The sequence below is a fragment of the Streptococcus parasanguinis genome, assembly GCF_016648925.1.
GTDB lineage: Bacteria > Bacillota > Bacilli > Lactobacillales > Streptococcaceae > Streptococcus.
On sequence record NZ_JACLQX010000007.1, the window covers coordinates 1 to 21,292 of the forward strand.

General features: G+C 41.1%; 22 protein-coding genes and 1 tRNA gene. 15 read left to right on the forward strand and 8 right to left on the reverse strand.

Annotation, left to right across the window (positions count from 1 at the left end; genetic code table 11):
* The first annotated feature begins 82 nt into the window (after positions 1-82).
* Positions 83-156, forward strand: a tRNA-Asn gene (locus H7T97_RS03635).
* A gap of 94 nt (positions 157-250) precedes the next feature.
* On the opposite strand, the gene H7T97_RS03640 is transcribed toward H7T97_RS03635, so the two are convergent.
* Positions 251-1,606 carry an aspartate kinase gene (locus H7T97_RS03640; RefSeq protein WP_003010473.1) on the reverse strand — a complete coding sequence of 452 codons (1,356 nt, stop codon included), beginning with the start codon at positions 1,604-1,606 and terminating at the stop codon, positions 251-253.
* A gap of 240 nt (positions 1,607-1,846) precedes the next feature.
* Between H7T97_RS03640 and H7T97_RS03645 the strand changes: the two genes are divergently transcribed.
* The 13 genes from H7T97_RS03645 to H7T97_RS03705 all read left to right on the forward strand — a co-directional run bounded on the left by H7T97_RS03645 (position 1,847) and on the right by H7T97_RS03705 (position 12,515).
* Positions 1,847-2,638, forward strand: a complete 792-nt coding sequence (locus H7T97_RS03645; RefSeq protein ID WP_191904617.1) for an enoyl-CoA hydratase — start codon at positions 1,847-1,849, stop codon at positions 2,636-2,638.
* Between the two features lie 96 nt (positions 2,639-2,734).
* Positions 2,735-3,169, forward strand: coding sequence for a fatty acid biosynthesis transcriptional regulator FabT (gene fabT / locus H7T97_RS03650; RefSeq protein WP_003003993.1), 435 nt, complete (start codon positions 2,735-2,737; stop codon positions 3,167-3,169).
* Positions 3,169-4,143, forward strand: a complete 975-nt coding sequence (locus H7T97_RS03655; RefSeq protein ID WP_201089454.1) for a beta-ketoacyl-ACP synthase III — start codon at positions 3,169-3,171, stop codon at positions 4,141-4,143. The genes fabT and H7T97_RS03655 overlap by 1 nt, the downstream gene beginning before the upstream one ends.
* 58 nt (positions 4,144-4,201) lie before the next feature.
* Positions 4,202-4,426, forward strand: coding sequence for an acyl carrier protein (locus tag H7T97_RS03660; RefSeq protein ID WP_003003892.1), 225 nt, complete (start codon positions 4,202-4,204; stop codon positions 4,424-4,426).
* A 114-nt stretch (positions 4,427-4,540) separates the two neighbouring features.
* On the forward strand, positions 4,541-5,506 hold the full coding sequence (fabK, locus tag H7T97_RS03665; RefSeq protein WP_118228673.1) for an enoyl-[acyl-carrier-protein] reductase FabK: 966 nt from the start codon (positions 4,541-4,543) through the stop codon (positions 5,504-5,506).
* Positions 5,507-5,528: 22 nt separating this feature from the next.
* The gene (gene fabD, locus H7T97_RS03670; protein ID WP_118228674.1) at positions 5,529-6,449 is read left to right on the forward strand and encodes an ACP S-malonyltransferase; all 921 of its coding nucleotides are present in this window, start codon (positions 5,529-5,531) and stop codon (positions 6,447-6,449) included.
* Between the two features lie 12 nt (positions 6,450-6,461).
* Positions 6,462-7,196 carry a 3-oxoacyl-[acyl-carrier-protein] reductase gene (gene fabG, locus H7T97_RS03675; RefSeq protein WP_003010456.1) on the forward strand — a complete coding sequence of 245 codons (735 nt, stop codon included), beginning with the start codon at positions 6,462-6,464 and terminating at the stop codon, positions 7,194-7,196.
* 61 nt (positions 7,197-7,257) lie between these two features.
* Positions 7,258-8,490 (forward strand): beta-ketoacyl-ACP synthase II, encoded by a 1,233-nt coding sequence (gene fabF / locus H7T97_RS03680; RefSeq protein ID WP_003010454.1) that lies wholly within the window; start codon positions 7,258-7,260, stop codon positions 8,488-8,490.
* Between the two features lie 3 nt (positions 8,491-8,493).
* A complete protein-coding gene (accB, locus tag H7T97_RS03685) occupies positions 8,494-8,982 on the forward strand; it encodes an acetyl-CoA carboxylase biotin carboxyl carrier protein (protein ID WP_201089456.1) in 489 nt (162 codons plus the stop codon).
* On the forward strand, positions 8,979-9,404 hold the full coding sequence (gene fabZ, locus H7T97_RS03690) for a 3-hydroxyacyl-ACP dehydratase FabZ (RefSeq protein ID WP_003004019.1): 426 nt from the start codon (positions 8,979-8,981) through the stop codon (positions 9,402-9,404). The genes accB and fabZ overlap by 4 nt, the downstream gene beginning before the upstream one ends.
* Before the next feature lie 13 nt (positions 9,405-9,417).
* Complete coding sequence (locus H7T97_RS03695) at positions 9,418-10,782, forward strand: acetyl-CoA carboxylase biotin carboxylase subunit (RefSeq protein ID WP_201089458.1); 1,365 nt, start codon at positions 9,418-9,420, stop codon at positions 10,780-10,782.
* 103 nt (positions 10,783-10,885) lie between these two features.
* Complete coding sequence (gene accD, locus H7T97_RS03700) at positions 10,886-11,752, forward strand: acetyl-CoA carboxylase, carboxyltransferase subunit beta (RefSeq protein ID WP_003003810.1); 867 nt, start codon at positions 10,886-10,888, stop codon at positions 11,750-11,752.
* Positions 11,745-12,515: an acetyl-CoA carboxylase carboxyl transferase subunit alpha gene (locus H7T97_RS03705; protein WP_003012573.1), complete on the forward strand. Its 771-nt coding sequence runs from the start codon at positions 11,745-11,747 to the stop codon at positions 12,513-12,515. The genes accD and H7T97_RS03705 overlap by 8 nt, the downstream gene beginning before the upstream one ends.
* Positions 12,516-12,557: 42 nt before the next feature.
* Here H7T97_RS03705 and serS read toward each other — a convergent pair whose 3' ends face one another.
* The 7 genes from serS to H7T97_RS03740 form a co-directional block, all read right to left on the reverse strand.
* Positions 12,558-13,835: a serine--tRNA ligase gene (gene serS / locus H7T97_RS03710; protein WP_201089460.1), complete on the reverse strand. Its 1,278-nt coding sequence runs from the start codon at positions 13,833-13,835 to the stop codon at positions 12,558-12,560.
* 217 nt (positions 13,836-14,052) lie between these two features.
* Positions 14,053-14,421, reverse strand: a complete 369-nt coding sequence (locus H7T97_RS03715; protein ID WP_023920226.1) for a DUF956 family protein — start codon at positions 14,419-14,421, stop codon at positions 14,053-14,055.
* Positions 14,422-14,499: 78 nt separating this feature from the next.
* Entirely contained in the window at positions 14,500-15,411 is a 912-nt protein-coding gene (locus H7T97_RS03720; protein ID WP_201089462.1) for a PTS system mannose/fructose/sorbose family transporter subunit IID, read from the reverse strand.
* Between the two features lie 18 nt (positions 15,412-15,429).
* A complete protein-coding gene (locus H7T97_RS03725; RefSeq protein WP_201089464.1) occupies positions 15,430-16,233 on the reverse strand; it encodes a PTS mannose/fructose/sorbose transporter subunit IIC in 804 nt (267 codons plus the stop codon).
* A gap of 27 nt (positions 16,234-16,260) precedes the next feature.
* On the reverse strand, positions 16,261-17,250 hold the full coding sequence (locus H7T97_RS03730; RefSeq protein ID WP_003010431.1) for a PTS sugar transporter subunit IIB: 990 nt from the start codon (positions 17,248-17,250) through the stop codon (positions 16,261-16,263).
* A gap of 373 nt (positions 17,251-17,623) precedes the next feature.
* Positions 17,624-18,646 (reverse strand): alcohol dehydrogenase AdhP, encoded by a 1,023-nt coding sequence (gene adhP / locus H7T97_RS03735; protein ID WP_003003874.1) that lies wholly within the window; start codon positions 18,644-18,646, stop codon positions 17,624-17,626.
* 190 nt (positions 18,647-18,836) lie between these two features.
* Positions 18,837-19,649: a Cof-type HAD-IIB family hydrolase gene (locus tag H7T97_RS03740; RefSeq protein WP_195529441.1), complete on the reverse strand. Its 813-nt coding sequence runs from the start codon at positions 19,647-19,649 to the stop codon at positions 18,837-18,839.
* 175 nt (positions 19,650-19,824) lie between these two features.
* Between H7T97_RS03740 and H7T97_RS03745 the strand changes: the two genes are divergently transcribed.
* Positions 19,825-21,246: an NCS2 family permease gene (locus tag H7T97_RS03745; protein ID WP_195529442.1), complete on the forward strand. Its 1,422-nt coding sequence runs from the start codon at positions 19,825-19,827 to the stop codon at positions 21,244-21,246.
* Positions 21,247-21,292: the final 46 nt, after the last annotated feature.

Genomic DNA, 21,292 nt, shown 5'->3' on the forward strand with positions numbered 1-21,292 from the left:
CCGAACACAGCAGTTAAGCCCTAGAACGCCGGAAGTAGTTGGGGGTTGCCCCCTGTGAGATAAGGTAGTCGCTTAGCTTGATTCCGCCATAGCTCAGTTGGTAGTAGCGCATGACTGTTAATCATGATGTCGTAGGTTCGAGTCCTACTGGCGGAGTATAGAATAAAAGAGATCAAGTAATTGATCTCTTTTTTACTTTTCATTTTAATGTTAATTAAAGCTCCGTTTAGTTAACGGAGCTTTTCTCTATTTAGTTATTTGGGAAAAATGCTTGATATAAGGCTTTAATTGCTTTTTCTTCTTGATCTTTACTTACAACAAACATGATGGAAACTTCACTAGAACCTTGCGAGATCATTTGAATATTCACTTCATTCTCTGATAGTGCTTTGGCTGCAGTGGCAGTAACCCCCACTTGACTCTTCATTTTCTCACCAACAATCATAATGATGGAAAGATCATGTTCAATTTCGGCTGTGTCAACTTCGAGCTTTTGCGTTAATTGTTTTAAAATTTCTTGTTCTTTGATTGGAGTCAGTTCACGAGAACGCAAAATGATGGACAAGTCATCGATTCCTGTTGGCATATGTTCCCAACTGATATTGAGATCTTCTAAAATTTGAAGGACTTTTCGACCAAAACCGACTTCACGGTTCATAAGGTATTTTGTAGTGTTAATACTAACGAATCCTGAATCACCTGCAATTCCTACAACAGTCACATGATCATTTGAATGTTCCAAAACAATGCGGGTTCCAGGGTGGTCTGGATTATTTGTATTTTTAATAACTAATGGAATTTTACCTCTGTATGCTGGAACGAGTGCTTCATCATGCAAGACTGAAAAACCAGCATAGGCTAATTCACGCATTTCTTTGTAGGTTAATTCGGGAATAGAATGTGGGTGTTTAATAATACCTGGATGTGCTGCAAAGATACCATTTACGTCTGTAAAGTTTTCGTATAAGTCTGCTTTTACACCTGCTGCAATGATCGATCCTGTAATGTCAGATCCACCACGAGAAAATGTACAAATGTCGCCATCTTGAGTAACACCAAAGAAACCTGGAATGACAATCACTTCACTTGAATCTTTTAGTTCTTCAATTTTATCGTAACTAGATGGTAAAATACGAGCGTTGGAAGGTTCTGCAGTGACCGTAATTCCTGCTTCTTTTGGATGGATATATCTTGCTTCTAATCCATTTTGATTGAAATAGGCAGCAATGAGTTTAGCATTGTTATTTTCACCTGCTGCTAGGAATGCATCGTATGTAAATGGATTCCCTTTTTTAGGTAAATTTGTTAAATCATAGATATCTTCAGCAATTTCCTGAATAATAGAATCTTTGAGACCCAATTCCTCTGTAATGGCACGATAACGTTCAATAATCCACTGTTGTGTTTGTGTGACATCCTTATCTGAAGTAAATTCTTTATAATACCGGATCAGAGCGTCTGTTACTTTTGTATCTTCAGCGTTGCGTTTGCCTGGAGCTGATACAACTACAAATCTTCTTTCTGGATCATCTTTAATGATATCAAGTACTTTTTTTAATTGAGAAGCTGATGCTAGAGAACTTCCACCGAATTTAGTTACTTTCATATTTTCTCCTTAATAGTTTCATTAATACATTATACCAAAGTTCAGTTATTGATACAATGTATTTACAGATAGGGCATAAAATAATTGATTCTGTAGAGGAGAGAAATTGTAATTATTCAAATTTTACAATTTTGTTACATCTTATAGATATATTTTACTATTTTACTTTTTTGTGGTATGATATGTTATAATTCAAAAGTTTTAATATCAAAATATTTTATATTTAAACAAAAGGAGTCTGTGATGTTTGAAACAATTTTGTATTCTGTCGAAAACGACCTCGCGACAATCTCTTTAAATCGTCCTGAAGTATCCAATGGTTTTAACATTCCAATGTGTCAGGAAATTTTAGCTGCCCTGGAAGATGCAGAAAAAAATGAGGAAGTAAAATTCATTATTCTATCAGCAGAAGGGAAAATCTTTTCAGTTGGTGGAGATTTGAGCGAAATGAAACGCGCAGTCGATGCGGATGACATCGAGTCTCTTGTTTTAATTGCCGAATTAGTTAATACGATTTCAAAGAAAATCAAGCAATTGCCAAAACCGGTTATTATGGTGGCAGATGGAGCGGTTGCTGGAGCAGCTGCTAACATTGCAGTAGCTGTTGATTTTTGTATTATTAGTGATCGTACTAAATTTATCCAAGCCTTTGTTGGGGTTGGTTTAGCACCGGATGCGGGTGGGTTATTCTTATTAGGAAAAGCTATTGGTATGTCTCGGGCTACTCATTTAGTAATGACAGGTGAAGCTTTGACTGCAGAAAAAGCATTGGAGTATGGCCTAGCTTACCGCGTTTGTGAATCTGAAAAACTTGAGAAAACGGTTGATCAATTGCTTAAAAAATTAAGAAGAGGATCTTCAAATTCTTATGCTGCTATGAAAGAAATGGTTTGGGAAGCCTTCTTGAAAGAATGGGACCAATATGCGAATCTTGAATTAAATTTGCAAAAGAAACTAGCATTTACAGAAGATTTTAAAGAGGGGGTTATTGCCTACTCTGAAAAACGTCGGCCACAATTTAAAGGAAAATAAATTTGTATCTTTTCCATGTTTTGTGAAAAAAAGCTTGCAAATTATTTTCATTTTTGATAAAATTTGACTATCAAAGTAAAATTAGGAGGTGGAGTTTTGAATTACCAATTAGTTAACGACTATTTAACATCCATCTTTAATAATGTTTTGGTTATTGAGGAGTCGAGCCTAAGAGCAAGTCGATTCAAAGATGTTTCTATTAAAGAAATGCATACGATCGATGTGATTGGTTCGACACCGAATGCAACCCCGAGTGATATTTCACGGGAGTTGATGGTGACTTTGGGGACTGTCACGACAAGTTTGAATAATCTTGAGCGCAAAGGGTATATCGAAAGAAGAAGATCGGAAGTTGATCGCCGGGTTGTACACTTGAGTTTAACGAAGAACGGTCGTCTACTTTATCGTCTTCATCAGCAATTCCATAAACGGATGGTCAACCAGATTATTGGAGATATGAGTCCCGAAGAGAAGAAAGTGATGCAAAAAGGATTGCAAAATCTGTATCGTTTCTTGGAGGAAATTAAATAATGGTCTTTGCTAAAATTAGTCAAGTTGCTCATTATGCACCTGACCAAGTCGTATCAAATGATGATTTGGCTGAGATCATGGATACAAGTGATGAATGGATCAGTAGTCGGACAGGTATCCTTCGGCGTCACATTTCAAAAGATGAGACGACAAGTGATCTAGCAACAATTGTTGCACAAAGATTATTAGCAAAAGCAAACTTAGATGCTGAGGAAATTGATTTCATCGTTGTTGCTACGATTACTCCAGACAGCTTAATGCCATCAACTGCAGCCCGAGTACAAGCTAATATTGGAGCTTCTCGAGCTTTTGCATTTGATCTGACTGCAGCATGTAGCGGATTTGTATTTGCATTAGCCACTGCTGAAAAATACATTTCTTCAGGTATGTACCGGCGAGGAATTGTGATCGGTAGTGAGACGCTTTCAAAAGTATTAGACTGGTCAGACCGTTCCACTTCAGTCCTTTTTGGAGATGGAGCTGGTGGTGTCTTGCTTGAAGCAAGTGACCAAAAATCGTTTTTGGCTGAAAATCTTTTTACGGATGGTAGCCGAGGTACTAGTCTTGAGTCTTGCTATTTGGGTCTCTCTTCCCCATATTCAGAGGAAGTTTCTGATCGAAGATATCTGACGATGGATGGACGGGCAGTTTTTGATTTTGCCATTCGTGATGTCACGAAAAGTATTCAAAAAATGATAGCAGACGCCTCTATGGAAGCAGAAGAGATTGACTATTTTCTGTTACACCAGGCGAATGACCGAATGTTAGATAAGATGTCAAAGAAGCTGGGTGTCTCTAGAGAGAAAATCCCAGCAAATATGATGGAATATGGGAACACTAGTGCTGCTAGTATCCCCATTCTATTATCGGAGTGTGTCGAGAATCATCGAATCAAGATGGATGGAAGTCAAAAAATTCTTCTAACAGGATTCGGTGGAGGTTTGACATGGGGCACACTTCTTGTTACAATCTAGTTAAACATGTGGAAACACATTTTAAAAATTTATATATTATTTTTTAAGGAGGCCTATCATGGCAGTATTTGAAAAAGTACAAGAAATTATCGTTGAAGAACTTGGTAAAGAACCATCAGAAGTAACTCTTGAGTCTACATTCGAAGATTTAGAAGCAGATTCATTGGATTTGTTCCAAGTTATCTCTGAAATTGAAGATGCTTTTGACATCCAAATCGAAACTGAAGAAGGATTGTCTACAGTTGGTGACCTTGTCGCTTACGTAGAAGAAAAAACAAAATAATGATAGATGAGAGTATCGAAAGATATTCTCTCTTGTTTAGGTAATAGTTTGAGGCTCAAAGAAACAATCTTTTAAACTCAAACTATTACTTAAGCGAAAAAAGAGGTAGGTATAATGCAAACACGAATTACTGAACTATTGAATATTAAATATCCAATCTTCCAAGGTGGGATGGCATGGGTCGCTGATGGTGACTTGGCTGGAGCAGTATCAAACTCCGGTGGTCTTGGAATCATTGGTGGCGGGAACGCTCCAAAAGAAGTTGTAAAGGCTAACATTGATAAAGTGAAGTCTATTACAGATAAACCTTTTGGTGTAAATATCATGCTTTTGTCCCCATTCGCGGATGACATTGTTGACCTGGTGATTGAAGAAGGTGTAAAGGTTGTTACAACTGGTGCTGGAAATCCTGGGAAATACATGGATCGTTTCCATGAAGCAGGGATCACTGTCATTCCTGTTGTTCCATCTGTTGCCCTTGCAAAACGGATGGAAAAATTGGGTGCCGATGCGGTGATTGCAGAAGGGATGGAAGCTGGAGGTCACATTGGTAAATTGACGACCATGACCTTGGTTCGTCAAGTGGTTGAAGCTGTTTCTATTCCAGTAATTGGTGCTGGAGGTGTCGCTGATGGTGCCGGTGCTGCAGCTGTCTTTATGTTAGGTGCCGAAGCTGTTCAGGTGGGAACTCGTTTCGTGGTTGCTAAAGAATCTAATGCTCACCAAAACTTTAAGAATAAAATCTTGAAAGCGAAAGATATTGATACGGTAGTTTCAGCATCAGTTGTTGGACACCCTGTTCGTGCGATCAAGAATAAATTGGCTTCTGCCTATAACCAAGCTGAAAAAGATTTCTTGGCAGGTAAGAAGACTCAAGAAGAAATTGAAGAATTAGGGGCAGGTGCTCTTCGCAATGCCGTTGTTGATGGAGATGTTGACAATGGATCTGTAATGGCAGGTCAAATTGCTGGTCTTGTGAGCAAGGAAGAAACCTGTGCTGAAATTCTAGAAGATATCTATTATGGTGCAGCCAAGGTAATTCAAAAAGAGGCTGCTCGTTGGGCAGATGTAAACGTCTAAAAACGTCGAAAGGATTAGGATAGTGACAAAACGTGCGTTCTTATTTGCTGGTCAAGGGGCTCAGAAATTGGGCATGGCGAGCGATTTGTATGCGGCTTATCCCGTTGTTAAAGAGACATTTGATACGGCTAGTCGTATTCTAGGTTATGATTTGCGTGAATTGATTGATTCTAACGAAGAAAAACTGAATCAGACACGCTATACTCAACCAGCTATTTTGACAACGTCAGTAGCCATTTATCGTCTCTTAGCAGAAAATGGTATCACTCCTGATATTGTTGCCGGCCTCTCTTTGGGGGAATATTCTGCCTTAGTTGCGGCTGGAGCTCTTTCGTTTGAAGATGCAGTAGCTTTGGTTGCGAAACGTGGTGAATTCATGGAAACGGCAGCTCCTGCTGGAAGTGGGAAAATGGTTGCTGTTATGAATACAGATCCAAGTTTGATCGAAGAGATTTGTCAACAAGCATCCGAAAAGGGTGTAGTAACACCAGCTAACTACAATACGCCAGCACAAATTGTGATTGGTGGTGAGGTTGCGGCTGTGGACTATGCTGTGGAACTATTGAAGGAAGCAGGTGCCAAACGCTTGATCCCTTTGAATGTGTCAGGTCCATTCCACACAGCCTTACTGGAATCTGCTAGTCAAAAATTGGCGGCTGAACTAGAAAAAGTATCATTTAATGATTTTGATCTTCCTTTAGTTGGGAATACAGAAGCGACTATCATGAAGTCAGAAGATGTGAAAGCACTTTTGGCCCGTCAAGTAAAAGAACCGGTTCGTTTCTATGATTCAATTGCTACGATTCAAGACTTTGGTGTAGATGAGGTCATCGAGATCGGACCTGGAAAAGTCTTGTCAGGATTCTTGAAGAAAATTGATAAAACTCTTCCAACTCATAACGTCGAAGATCAGGCTAGTCTAGATGCACTTCTGAATGCTTAAAACGAGGTAAAGATGGAACTTAAAAATAAAAATGTTTTTGTAACAGGTTCAACACGCGGAATTGGATTGGCTGTGGCTCATAAATTTGCGAGTCTCGGTGCCAATGTTGTCCTAAATGGACGTTCTGAAATTTCTGAGGACTTGCTTGCACAGTTTGCTGACTATGGTGTGACTGTTGTTGGTATTTCTGGAGATATTTCTAATGGCGAAGATGCGCAACGTATGGTGGCTGAAGCAATTGAAAAGCTTGGAAGTGTTGATGTTTTGGTCAATAACGCTGGCATTACAAACGACAAGTTGATGTTGAAAATGACTGAAGAAGATTTTGAACGGGTCTTGAAAATCAACTTGACCGGTGCCTTTAATATGACTCAAGCTGTCTTAAAACCGATGTCTAAGGCTCGTCAAGGTGCCATCATCAATATGTCATCTGTTGTTGGTCTAATGGGGAATATTGGTCAAGCGAACTATGCAGCTTCAAAAGCTGGATTGATTGGTTTTACCAAATCCGTTGCGCGCGAAGTTGCGGCTCGTGGCGTTCGTGTGAATGCCATTGCACCTGGTTTCATTGAATCAGATATGACAGACGCTATTCCAGAGAAAATGAAAGATGCCATGCTAGCTCAAGTGCCAATGAAACGAATTGGTCAAGCTGAAGAAGTGGCAGAAGTTGCGGCTTTCTTGGCAGGTCAAGAATATTTAACTGGTCAAACAATTGCCATTGATGGCGGCATGACTATGCAATAATGAATGCTTACTGATCGAAAATCACTTACTTAAATATCCATCCGACAAAAGGAGAATATATATGTCTACAAATCGTGTTGTTGTTACAGGTTACGGTGTAACCTCACCAATCGGAAATACACCAGAGGAGTTCTGGAATAGCCTTCATGAAGGAAAAATTGGAATCAAGCCCATTACGAAATTTGATGCTTCTGAAATTCCAGTCTTTAATGCTGGTGAAATTCAAGATTTCCCATTCGATAAATATTTCGTGAAAAAAGATCAAAATCGTATGGATACTTACTCATTGTATGCAATCTATGCTGCGATGGAAGCTATTGAAAATTCAGGCTTGAACATGGAAGAAGAAGACCGCGATCGTGTAGGTGTGATTGTATCATCTGGTATCGGTGGTTTACAAGAATTGGAAGATCAAATTATCCGGATGCATGAACGTGGGATGAAGAGAATCCAACCAATGTTTATTCCAAAAGCTCTTTCAAACATGGGTGCTGGAAACATCGCACTTAAGATTGGGGCTCAAGGGGTATGTAAATCCGTGACAACAGCTTGTGCTTCTGCTAATGATGCAATTGGTGAAGCTTTCCGTGAGATTAAATTTGGTATGCATGATGTTGTTTTGGCAGGTGGTGCTGAAGCTTCGATTACTAAGATTGGTATCGGTGGTTTCAATGCTCTTACGGCCCTTTCAACAACGGAAGACCCAGAACGTTCCTCTATTCCATTTGACAAAGACCGCAATGGTTTTGTGATGGGTGAAGGTGCAGGGGTTCTTGTCATCGAAAGTTTGGAACATGCTCAAAAACGTGGTGCTAATATTTTGGCTGAAATTGTTGGTTACGGTTCAAACTGTGATGCTTACCATATGACAACACCAACACCAGATGGTTCAGGTGCGGCCAAAGCGATTAAATTAGCGATCAATGAAGCGGGTATCAAGCCTGAAGATGTCGATTATGTCAATGCGCATGGTACATCTACACCTGCCAATGAGAAAGGTGAAAGCGGAGCTATTGTTTCTGTACTTGGTAAAGAAGTTCCTGTATCATCTACTAAATCATTTACAGGACACTTGTTAGGTGCTGCTGGTGCAGTTGAAGCGATTGCTACTATCGAAGCGATTCGTCACAGCTTTGTACCAAAAACTGCTGGTACTAAAGAATTGTCTGACTATATCGAAGCAAACGTTGTTTATGGTGAAGGTCAAGAAGCGGATATTCAGTACGCTATCTCAAATACCTTTGGTTTTGGAGGACACAATGCTGTTCTGGCCTTTAAACGTTGGGAGGGTTAATTCATGAATATTTCTGAAATCAAAGATTTGTTGGCTCAATTTGATGCGTCAACTTTGCGTGAATTCTCATATAAAAATAATGGCGAAGAATTGAATTTGAGTAAAAACCAAACGAGTTCAGTTGTGGCTACACCGGTTGCTCCTGCTGTTGAAGTGGTAGCAACTCCTCAAACTCCTGTAGTAGCCCCTGTTGTTGAAGCAACAGCAACTCCAGCTGTAGCGGCTGAACCAGTTGCTGCTCCAGCTCAGGCTGCAGAAGGTGATGTGGTTGAAAGTCCATTGGTTGGGGTGGCTTACTTGTCGCCAGCTCCGGATAAACCAGCCTTTGTATCTGTAGGAGATAAGGTCACTAAGGGTCAAACACTCTTGATTATCGAAGCCATGAAAGTGATGAATGAAGTCCCAGCACCAAAAGATGGGGTAGTCACTGAAATTTTGGTAACGAATGAAGAAATGGTTGAATTTGGAAAAGGATTGGTTCGAATCAAATGACAATTGATATTAATGCTATTCGTGAGGCTTTGCCGCATCGTTACCCAATGCTTTTGGTGGATCGCGTTTTAGAAACAAGCGAAGATACGATCGTTGCCATTAAAAACGTGACAATTAATGAACCATTTTTTAATGGACATTTTCCACAATATCCTGTTATGCCAGGTGTTCTCATCATGGAAGCTTTGGCACAAACAGCAGGTGTATTAGAGTTGTCAAAACCTGAAAATAAAGGGAAATTAGTCTTTTATGCAGGGATGGACAAGGTGAAGTTTAAAAAACAAGTCGTTCCAGGAGATCAACTGGTGATGACAGCTACTTTTGTCAAACGTCGTGGAACAATTGCTGTTGTTGAAGCGAAAGCAGAGGTAGACGGTAAGCTTGCAGCTTCAGGAACGCTTACTTTTGCAATTGGAAATTAAGAAAGGCCTATCTATGTTTCGTAAGATCTTAATCGCCAATCGTGGTGAGATTGCAGTGCGCATTATTCGTGCGGCTCGTGAACTTGGCATCGAGACGGTTGCGGTGTATTCTACTGCTGATAAAGAAGCCTTGCATACCTTACTAGCGGATGAAGCAGTCTGTATTGGCCCTGCTAAATCAACAGAATCTTATTTGAATATGAGTGCTGTCTTGTCTGCAGCTGTTCTAACAGGAGCAGAAGCTATCCACCCTGGTTTTGGATTTTTAAGTGAAAACTCAAAATTTGCGACCATGTGTGAGGAAGTGGGCATTAAATTTATTGGTCCTTCTGCTAAAGTCATGGATTTGATGGGGGATAAGATTAATGCTCGTAAACAGATGATCAAAGCAGGAGTGCCTGTTATTCCTGGATCAGATGGTGAAGTGTATACTGCTGAAGAAGCTCTCGAGATTGCCGAACGCATCGGTTATCCTGTGATGTTGAAATCATCTGCAGGAGGCGGTGGTAAGGGAATTCGGAAGGTTGAAAAACCAGAAGATTTGGTTGCTGCTTTTGAATCTGCTTCCTCAGAAGCTCAAGCTGCTTTTGGGAATGGTGCTATGTATATGGAGCGGGTGATTTATCCGGCACGCCACATTGAAGTACAGATTTTAGCGGATCAGCATGGACATGTCATTCACTTAGGTGAACGCGATTGCTCTCTTCAACGGAACAACCAAAAAGTTCTAGAAGAATCCCCTTCAATTGCTATCGGAAAAACTCTTCGTAATCAAATTGGTTCTGCTGCTGTTCGGGCTGCTGAATCAGTTGGGTATGAGAATGCTGGAACGATTGAATTCTTGTATGATGAAGGCAAGGGTGAGTTCTACTTTATGGAAATGAATACCCGTGTGCAAGTGGAGCATCCTGTCACAGAATTTGTAACAGGAGTTGATATCGTTAAGGAACAGATTAAAATCGCAGCTGGCCAAGAATTATCCGTTACTCAAGAGGATATTGTCATTAAAGGCCATGCGATTGAATGCCGGATCAATGCGGAAAATCCTTCCTTCAACTTTGCACCAAGCCCAGGTAAGATCACTAATCTCTATCTTCCAAGTGGTGGGGTTGGCTTGCGTGTGGATTCTGCTGTGTATCCTGGTTATACGATTCCACCATACTATGATAGTATGATTGCCAAGATCATTGTCCATGGTGAAAATCGCTTTGATGCACTGATGAAAATGCAGCGTGCTCTTTATGAGTTGGAAATCGATGGTGTCACAACCAATAGCAGTTTCCAGTTGGATTTGATTTCAGATTCACATGTGATCGCTGGTGATTATGACACTGCATTTTTGATGGAACAATTCCTTCCAAATTATAATAAGGAATGATGAAAAAGCCTGGACTTGTGAGGGAAGTATGAACATCATCTTCACAGTTTCAGGCTTTTATAGTAATGCTGCAGATACTGTAGCATATTATAAGGAGTAAGTAATGGCATTATTTTCTAAAAAAGATAAATATATTCGGATCAATCCGAATAGGTCAGCCTGGAAGGAGCCTCAGCCAAAACCTGAAGTTCCTGATGAACTATTTTCACAATGCCCAGGTTGTAAACATACCATTTACCAAAAGGATTTAGGTAGTGAACGGGTCTGCCCGAATTGTGGCTATACCTTCCGTATTTCTGCTAAAGAACGCCTGGCGCTGACAGTGGATCCAGCTAGCTTTGAAGAAATGTTTACAGGAATCGAAACGACAGATCCTTTGAATTTTCCTAATTATAAGAAGAAACTAGCAGCAGTGCGGGAAATGACGGGACTGGATGAAGCTGTGCTAACTGGAACTGCCTTGATTAAAGGGCAAAAAGTTGCGCTTGGGATCATGGATTCCAACTTTATCATGGCTTCAATGGGTTCTGTAGTAGGTGAAAAAATTACTCGTTTATTTGAATTTGCGACAAAAGAAAAATTGCCAGTTGTTCTTTTTACCGCTTCTGGTGGTGCTCGGATGCAAGAAGGAATCGTGAGTTTGATGCAAATGGCAAAAATTTCTGCGGCTGTTCAACGTCATTCTAAAGAAAAATTATTCTATTTGACGGTATTGACAGATCCGACAACCGGTGGGGTAACGGCTTCATTTGCTATGGAAGGTGATATTATCATGGCAGAGAGTCAGGCCTTGGTTGGTTTTGCAGGTCGTCGCGTGATCGAATCAACTGTGCGTGAAAAATTGCCAGATGATTTCCAAAAAGCAGAATTTCTACAAGAACATGGATTTGTAGACTTGATCGTGGAGAGAAGCCAAATCCGAGCAACAGTTGGACAATTATTGGCCCTTCATGGAGGTAAACATGAGTAAAATAACACAGATTATTAAAGAAGCACGTGACCAAGGAAGATTGACTGCTCTTGATTTTGCTCAAGGAATTTTTGATGATTTTATCGAATTGCATGGAGATCGAAACTTCCGTGATGATGGTGCGGTGATTGGTGGGATTGGACGCTTAGGCGATCAAACGGTTACAGTCGTTGGGATCCAAAAAGGGAAAAATCTTCAGGATAATCTAAAACGTAATTTTGGACAACCCCATCCAGAAGGCTATCGAAAAGCTTTGCGCCTCATGAAGCAAGCAGAGAAATTTGGCCGTCCAGTTGTGACCTTTATCAATACAGCGGGTGCTTATCCTGGTGTTGGTGCTGAAGAACGAGGACAAGGTGAAGCCATTGCCCGTAACCTTATGGAAATGAGTGATTTAAAAGTGCCGATTATCGCGATTATCATCGGAGAAGGTGGTTCTGGTGGTGCCTTGGCTCTTGCTGTAGCAGATAAGGTCTGGATGCTTGAGAACTCTATCTATGCAGTCTTGAGTCCAGAAGGTTTCGCCTCTATTCTTTGGAAAGATGGAAGTCGTGCCATGGAAGCAGCAGAGTTGATGAAGATTACTTCTCACGAATTGTTAAATATGGAAATTGTCGATAAGGTGATTCCCGAGCATGGATTTTCAAATGGAGAACTACTGGCTAACGTGAAGAAGGAATTACAGGAAGAGTTAAAGGTTTTACAAGCCTTGCCTCTCGAAGATCTTCTGGAGCAACGCTACCAACGTTTTCGTAAATATTAAAAAACTGAGCTTGCAATTTGCAAGACTCAGTTTTTTTAAACTTTATTTTGGTGCGATGACTTCTACGCCACCCATGTATGGGCGAAGGACTTCTGGAATGGTCACAGAACCGTCTTCGTTTTGGTAGTTTTCAAGAATAGCAGCGACGGTACGTCCGACAGCCAATCCAGAACCGTTCAAAGTGTGAAGGAGTTTTACCTTGCCATCTGCTTCGTCACGGTAGCGGATTTGCGCACGACGAGCTTGGAAATCTTCTGTATTGGAACAGCTTGAGATTTCACGGTAGGTATTTTGTGCTGGGATCCATACTTCTAAGTCGTAAGTCTTAGCAGCTGAGAAGCCCATGTCTCCAGTGGAGAGAGCTACCACACGGTATGGAAGGTTCAGTTTTTGAAGGATATTTTCAGCATTGACAACCATTTTTTCCAATTCATCATATGATTCTTCTGGTTTGGCAAATTTCACCATTTCAACCTTATGGAATTGGTGCAAACGGATCAAGCCACGGGTATCACGACCGGCTGAACCAGCTTCTGAACGGAAAGATGGACTCATAGCGGTGAAGTAGATTGGAAGATCTTTCCCATCAAGAATTTCATCGCGATAGTAGTTTGTCAAAGGAACTTCAGCAGTTGGAATGAGGACATAATTGGTATCGCTAAGCTCAAAAGTATCTTCCTTGAATTTTGGATACTGACCAGTACCAAACATAGAATCATGGTTGACCATGTAAGGAGGGATGACTTCAGTGTAGCCTTCCTTGCCATGTTCGTCTAACATGAAGTTGTAGATAGCGCGTTCTAAGCGAGCTCCAAGTCCTTTGTAGAAGAGGAAACGAGCACCAGTGACTTTAGCCCCGCGTTCCCAGTCAAGGATACCAAGGTCTTCACCTAAATCCCAGTGAGCTTTTGGTTCAAAGCCAAATTCGCGCGGTGTTCCCCAACGGCGAACCTCAACGTTGTCATCCTCATCTGCTCCAACAGGGACACTATCAGCAGGGATATTTGGAAGGGTAGTAGTGAATTCAGTTAATTTGGCATCGATTTCAGCCAATTCTGTATCCAATGCTTTGACTTCTGCAGAGAGGGTTTGCATGGCAGCAATCTTATCATCTGCATTTTCCTTGTTGCGCTTAGCTTGTGCGATTTCAGCAGATACAGTATTACGCTCTGCTTTGAGATTTTCTACTTTGACTAAGATATCTCGACGTTTGGCATCGATTTCTTTCATTTCATTCAAAATAGCTGCATCTACGCCACGTGTTGCCAATTTTTTAGCAACCGCATCAAAGTCTGTACGAATCCGTTTAATATCTAACATAGCTTCTCCTTTAACAAAAAACACACCTGTTAGAGTGTTGGAGTGGCAGAGCCACGGTTCCATCCAACTTCACAGGTGTGCACTTGATTCAATATTGTATTTTAAAGAAACGGTAGAATTTCAATTAAGATTTCTATCTGCTCGCAGCAACCGCAGACTTTCTGAAAGAACCTCTTAACTTACTTATCCGTTTGCGTCTATTATACAAGAAAAGATCCTATTTTGCAAATAGATTTTTAATTTTAGCCGTGATGATTTGGATCAACGTAGGAAGTTTGACAATTTTATCATTTCCCAGATGTTCCCGAGCAATCTTTAAAATTTTTCCAGAGTCTTTTGAAGCAAAGAGAAATTTTGATTCTCTGGTATAGATTTCAAAATGGCGGCTAATTTTACGTCCGGATACATTGGCTCCGATTCGCTCGATTTCTTGCCAGGGAATTTGGATGTAGTCTTCTACATTTGCATCCGCATAAAATTCAAAAGCGGCATTCCCGACTAGGATTTTTCCAACCTTTCCCCCCACTCCAAGGTAAGAAACCCCTGTAGTATGGAATTCAACTGTTTTATTCAAAGATTGAGCCATGAGATCCTCCTGTATTGTTATTCATTCTATTATATCATAATAAAAAGAAGGCCAAAACCTTCTTTTCTTGCACTTTGATTACATCAAGCCCGCAACGTGTGCTAATACACCGATTACAAAGAGGGCGATAATGATAGTGATAGGAGATACTTTTTTCTTCAACAACCACATGCAGGCAAAAGTAAGAAGCAATCCCATCAATCCAGGAATCAATGAATCCAAGTTTTGTTGGAAAGTTGTAACTTTTTCAGGTGTTTGAGATAGGCCTGAACCAACTTGAGCGAAGGCTTCTTGGATACCCTTGTATCCTTCAGGAAGTTTATCCCAGTGGATATAAGCTTTGTCGTCTAATTTGACAGAAGAAACATTAAAGATGAATTTAATAGATACCCAACGTTCTACCAAGACAGCGAGCATGAACATCCCAAGGATAGAAGCTCCTTTAGTGATGTCTTGCAAGATCCCACCAGACATATCTTTGGTAATTTCAGAACCTGCTTTGTAGCCAAGTTCTTGCGTGTACCACAAGAAGGCCATACGAATCGCATTCCATGCGATAAAGAAGATGAGTGGACCAAGGATGTTACCAGACGCAGCAAGTGATGCACCAAGGGCCCCAAGGATAGGACGTACTGTAAACCAGAATACTGGATCTCCGATACCCGCCAAAGGACCCATCATACCAATTTTAACCCCTTGGATGGCAGCATCGTCAATCGCAGCACCGTTTGCTCTTTCTTCTTCAAGAGCAAGTGTTACCCCGATGATAGGAGCGGCAACGTATGGGTGAGTGTTGAAGAATTCCATGTGACGTTCAAGAGCAGCCGCTTGGTCTTCTTTCTTCGTGTAGAGTTTTTTGATAGCTGGGATCAATGAGTAAGCCCAACCCAAGTTTTGCATCCGTTCATAGTTCCAAGAACCTTGCAAGAAGGTTGAACGCCACCAAACTTTTTGACGATCTGATTTAGATAATTGTAATTTTTCAGTCATGATAGTGTCACACCTTTCTTAATAGTCTTCGAGAATGTCGCCGATTGGATCGTTAGAAGTAGTGGCTCCGCCACCTCCATTGCCACCTTTCTTAGAAAGAGTAAGGTAGATCAAGGCAAGGGCAACACCAATTGCTCCAAGAGCGATCAAAGTTAATTGGCTAACGGCTGCAAGAGCAAAACCGATGGCAAAGAATGGCCATACTTCACGGCTCGCCATCATGTTGATAACCATGGCATAACCAACGGCTACAACCATACCACCACCGATTTGCATTCCATCAGAGAGCCATTTTGGCATTTGTTCAAGAGCAGTTTTGACAGTTTCAGCAGGAATCATCAACAAGAGGGCTGCAGGAATGGCGATACGAAGACCTTGAAGAAGAAGGGCCACAAAGTGAGCGCGTTCTACACCTTTGATATCCCCTTTTCTAGCAGCAGCGTCGGCAGTGTGAACCAAACCAACGGAAAGGGTACGGACGATCATGGTCAAGAAAAGACCAGCAACTGCAAGTGGAATAGCGACACCTTGAGCGACAGCGATTCCTTTTGTACTGAAGTCTCCCCCAAGTACCATGATGATGGCAGCAGCGACAGATGCAAGGGCAGCATCGGGTGCAACTGCGGCACCAATGTTTGCCCAGCCAAGTGCAATAAATTGAAGTGAACCACCAAGCATAATGCCAGCAGTCAAGTTACCTGTTACCAAACCGATTAAGGTACAAGCAACAAGGGGTTGGTGGAATTGGAATTGGTCAAGGATACCTTCAAGACCTGCTAAGAAGGCAACAACGACCACTAATACCATAGAAATAATAGACATGTTTAAAATCCTTTCGTAAGTAATCGATTATTGAACGTTAGCTTTGTTAATTAAGTCAAACAAATCTTTCTTAGAGTCATTTGGCACTTTACGGACGTCAAATTCAACTCCAAGATCACGCATTTTTTCAAATGTAGCCACATCATCTTTATCCATTGACAACACATTGTTAACCATGGTTTTACCAGTTGAGTGGGCCATTGAACCAACGTTCAAGGTTTTAATCGGAACACCACCTTCGATGGCGCGAAGAGCATCTTGAGGTGTTTCAAATAAGATCAAAGCATGGGTATTTCCAAAACGTGGATCTTTAGCAACGTCGATCAATTTTTGAATTGGGACAACGTTTGCTTTCACACCATTTGGTGCCGCTTGTTTGATCAATTCCTTACGGAGTTCATCTTTGGCAACAGAATCTGAAGCAACAATGATCCGATCGGCTTTTGAATCAGGTGTCCAAGCAGTTGCGACTTGTCCATGAAGAAGACGTGTATCTAAGCGGGCAAGGTTAATCTTGAGTTTTCCATCTCCGATAACCGTTCCTTCTGGAATAGCAGCTTGGGCTACAGGAGCAGCAGCGGCAGTACTAGCTTCTTCAACAGGATTCAATTCTTCTGGAAGGGCTTTGACACCGTCTTTTGCTTCCTTGATGATGTTTGCAGCGACTTGATCAACGCCGGCATTTGCATCCATCAAACGTTCTGTATAAGCTTGAATCAACATCGGAAGGTTCAATCCTGTGATGATCGCAAATTTACGATCTGGATTTTCTCCCATGACGCGACTTGCTTGGTTAAATGGAGAACCACTCCAAAGGTCAGCCAAAACCAAGACTTCATCTTCTGCATCAAATGCGGCAACAGCTGCATTAAATTTAGCATAGAGATCATCCGGGCCTTCACTTGGCATGAACGTAACCACTTGAACTTTCTCTTGATCCCCAAAGATCATCGAGCCGGATTGGTGGATTCCAGCTGCAAATTCACCGTGGCTAGCAATAATGATACCAATACTCATTATTGACATTCCTCCTTATAAAATTTGTTTGACTTTCAGTTTAAGAAAACTTTAAGCTACTTTATTATAAATCGTTTCCACACTTAAGTCAATTTTTCTATCAAAATCTCGATGTAAAAACATTGATTTATTATATTAAATCATCGTTAGATAGAAAAAGAATGCTCTTGAATGAATTTTGTTTATTACTTGTTGATGCTTAAAAAATCAATAATAGATATGTTTTATAGGATTTTGTTCTCAATGAAAAGTTTCCGAGAATCAAACGATATTCTCGAAAACAAAAATAAATATATAACAAATTGTATATGAGAGTGATTGAGAGCACTCAAAAAGACTAGCCCAGTTGGGCTAGTCCTGTAGGTTCAGTTGTTTAGTTTGTAAAGTCAAGTACCATACGTCCTTGAATGGTTCCGGCTTCCATTTCGTCAAAGACTTTGACAGCATCTTCTACTGGACGTTTTTGAACGACAGGGACTACCAAGCCTTCTGCACCAAATTGGAAGGCTTCTTCCAAGTCTTTACGAGTTCCTACAAGAGAACCAATGACTTGGATACCATCTAATACAGTTTTCACAATGCTGAGATCCATCATTTCAGAAGGAAGACCAACTGCAACCACGCGGCCGCCTGCACGAACAGAATCTACTGCTTGGTTGAAAGCTACTTTAGAAACAGCTGTTACGACAGCAGAGTGAGCTCCACCATTTGTTTTTTCTTTAATCAATCCTGGGACATCTTCAACTTCGCGACCGTTGATGACAAAGTCTGCACCAACTTCTTTCGCCAATTCTAGTTTATCATTGTTGATATCGACAGCGATGACATGTGCGTTGAAGACTTTCTTAGCATATTGAACAGCCAAGTTTCCTAGTCCACCAGCTCCATAGATAACAATCCATTGTCCTGGTTCAGCTTTGGCTTCTTTGATGGCTTTATAAGTGGTAACACCTGCACACGTAATAGAAGATGCTTGGGCTGGATCTAATCCTTCAGGTACTTTCACTGCGTAATCTGCAGTAACGATACATTGTTCAGCCATCCCTCCATCAACAGAGTAACCAGCATTTTTTACAGTACGGCAAAGAGTTTCACGACCAGTTGTACAGTATTCACAAGTTCCACATCCTTCGAAGAACCATGCGACACTGACACGATCCCCAACTTTTAGGCTCTTGACATCTGGAGCAACTTCTTTAACAATACCGATTCCTTCGTGTCCAAGAACACGGCCTGGAACTTTACCGAAGTCTCCGTGAGCAACGTGCAAGTCAGTGTGGCAGACACCACAGTATTCGATTTGAACAAGAGCTTCCCCTGTTTCAAGTGGACGCATGTCTTTGTTTGCAACGATTTCAACACCAGTACCTTCTGGATTTACAACAACAGCTTTCATTTTGTTCCTCCTTAAGTGAACGAGAAGCGGTTTAAAATTTTTGAAAGCGCTTCTTTAATAACTATGTTAATAATATCACAAACCAGATGACGAGGCAATGAAAAAAATGGAAAAAAGGGGCGGTATTGATTAACCGATTAAGGATATGGCGCAGAAAAAGACATGAGGGGATAACTCATGTCTGTTAGTTTTATAAGAATAATTGAATGAGTTGGCGCGCGACACCATCTTCATTATTCGTGAAATCAGTGATGGAGTCTGCATAGGGGAGAAGGATGGAGCTGGCATTTTTCATGGCGTATCCATAACCAGCAAGAGCTAGCATCTCAGTATCATTGTGCTCATCTCCAAAGGCAATCAAATCCTTCTGATCCATATTGAGTTTATCCAGAAGGTAGGTTAGAGCGGATGCTTTGGTCACATTTTTTGGATTGCATTCCAGAATATTTAAGGGACCACCCCAAGTATTGATAGACAGATTGTAGTCATAATGCCGATTCATTTCATCTGCCAGAGCATATTTGTCTTCCGCTTTCGTTTGAAAGAGGATACAGTTTGGGTCGCTCGTTACCCGTTCGGGGTTGAATTGATTTTCTGGTTGGAAAGCCTCAATACCGAATAATTTAGGATCTGCGACGTGCTCATTGGGATCGGTAATAAAGAATTTATTGCGGTATTCGCCTGCTATAAAGTCCGCTTGGATGGTGTCTCGGTTGGCGACCATATCTAGCAGGTATTTTTTATCTAAAGTCAAACATTGTTCATCCACCCATTTTTTCTCTGGGAGATGCGTAAGGGAGCCGTTAAAATTGATCATCGGAGTATCTAGCTCTAGTTGTTTGTAGTAGGTATGTGCCATACGGTAGGGGCGGCCTGTTGTAATAATGACTTTATGGCCAAGAGCACTAATTTTTTTAATGGTCTCAATGGTAAAGTCGCTCAATTTGCTTTCGGAATTCAAGAGAGTGCCGTCTAGATCTAGAGCGATCATCTTTTTATGCATATTTCAGTTCCTTTCGAGAAGAATGAGACCATTATATCAGAAAAATCGGAAAAGCGCTCAAAAATCGAGAAGAGAAGCGGGATTTCTTGAAAGACGAAAGATCTTTTGGTAGAATAGATATAACGTTCGCAAATTGATTGGGAGCGAGAATGATGAAAAAGGAGTTTATTCTGAAATGGATAAGTTTTTTAAACTTTCAGAACATGGAACCACTGTTCGGACAGAGGTTCTTGCTGGTTTGACAACCTTTTTTGCGATGAGTTATATCCTCTTCGTAAACCCTCAAATGTTGTCACAAACAGGTATGCCAGCTCAAGGGGTCTTCCTTGCAACGATTATTGGATCTGTTGTGGGGACCTTGATGATGGCTTTTTATGCCAATTTACCTTATGCACAAGCACCTGGGATGGGCTTGAATGCCTTCTTTACCTTTACTGTTGTATTTGGTATGGGCTACACATGGCAGGAAGCTTTGGGAATGGTCTTCATTTGTGGTGTGATTTCATTGATTATCACATTGACAAAGGTTCGGAAGATGATCATCGAATCGATTCCGACCGCTCTTCGATCTGCTATTTCAGCGGGGATCGGGATTTTCTTGGCCTATGTTGGGATTAAGAATGCAGGATTTTTGAAATTTACGATTGACCCTCATACCTATACAGTGGTCGGAGAAGGAGCAGATAAGGCGAATGCAACGATCTCAGCAAATGCATCTGCTGTTCCTGGATTGGTTGATTTTAACAATCCAGCTGTCCTCTTGGCTCTTGTTGGTCTTGCGATTACTATTTTCTTTGTTGTCAAAGGGATTAAGGGAGGTATTATCCTTTCTATCTTAGCAACGACTGTGCTTGGGATTCTCATCCATGTGGTTGATATCACTAAAATTGACTTTGCAAGTAATCATCTAGGAGCTGCCTTTAATGATTTAGGCACGATCTTTGGTCAAGCTTTGGGATCAAAAGGATTGGGTTCTTTGATTTCCAATACGTCTCGTTTGCCTGAGACCTTAATGGCAATTTTAGCCTTCTCCTTGACGGATATTTTTGATACAATTGGAACGTTGATCGGTACGGGTGAAAAAGTTGGGATTGTTGCGACAAATGGGGAAAACCATCAATCAGCGAAATTAGATAAGGCCCTCTATTCAGACCTTGTAGCGACTTCAGTCGGAGCTATTGCAGGAACTTCAAACGTAACGACGTATGTTGAATCTGCAGCTGGTATTGGAGCTGGTGGACGCACTGGTCTGACAGCCTTGGTTGTAGCGATTTGTTTTGCTATTTCAAGTCTCTTTAGTCCTTTGTTGGCGATTGTACCGACCGCTGCTACAGCTCCAATTTTGATTGTTGTTGGGATCATGATGTTGAGTGGCTTGAAAAATATCCATTGGGAAGATATGTCAGAAGCAGTTCCTGCCTTCTTCACCTCTATCTTTATGGGCTTCAGCTACTCGATTACACAAGGGATCGCTGCTGGATTTATCACCTATAGCTTAGTGAAAGTGGTTAAAGGAGAAGCCAAAGAAGTGCACAGCATGATTTGGATCCTAGATGTTCTCTTTATTTTAAACTACGTTAGCATGGCCTTGAATTAAGTATCAGAAAAGTGCCAAAAAGGAATGGGAGTTGTCTCCCATTCCT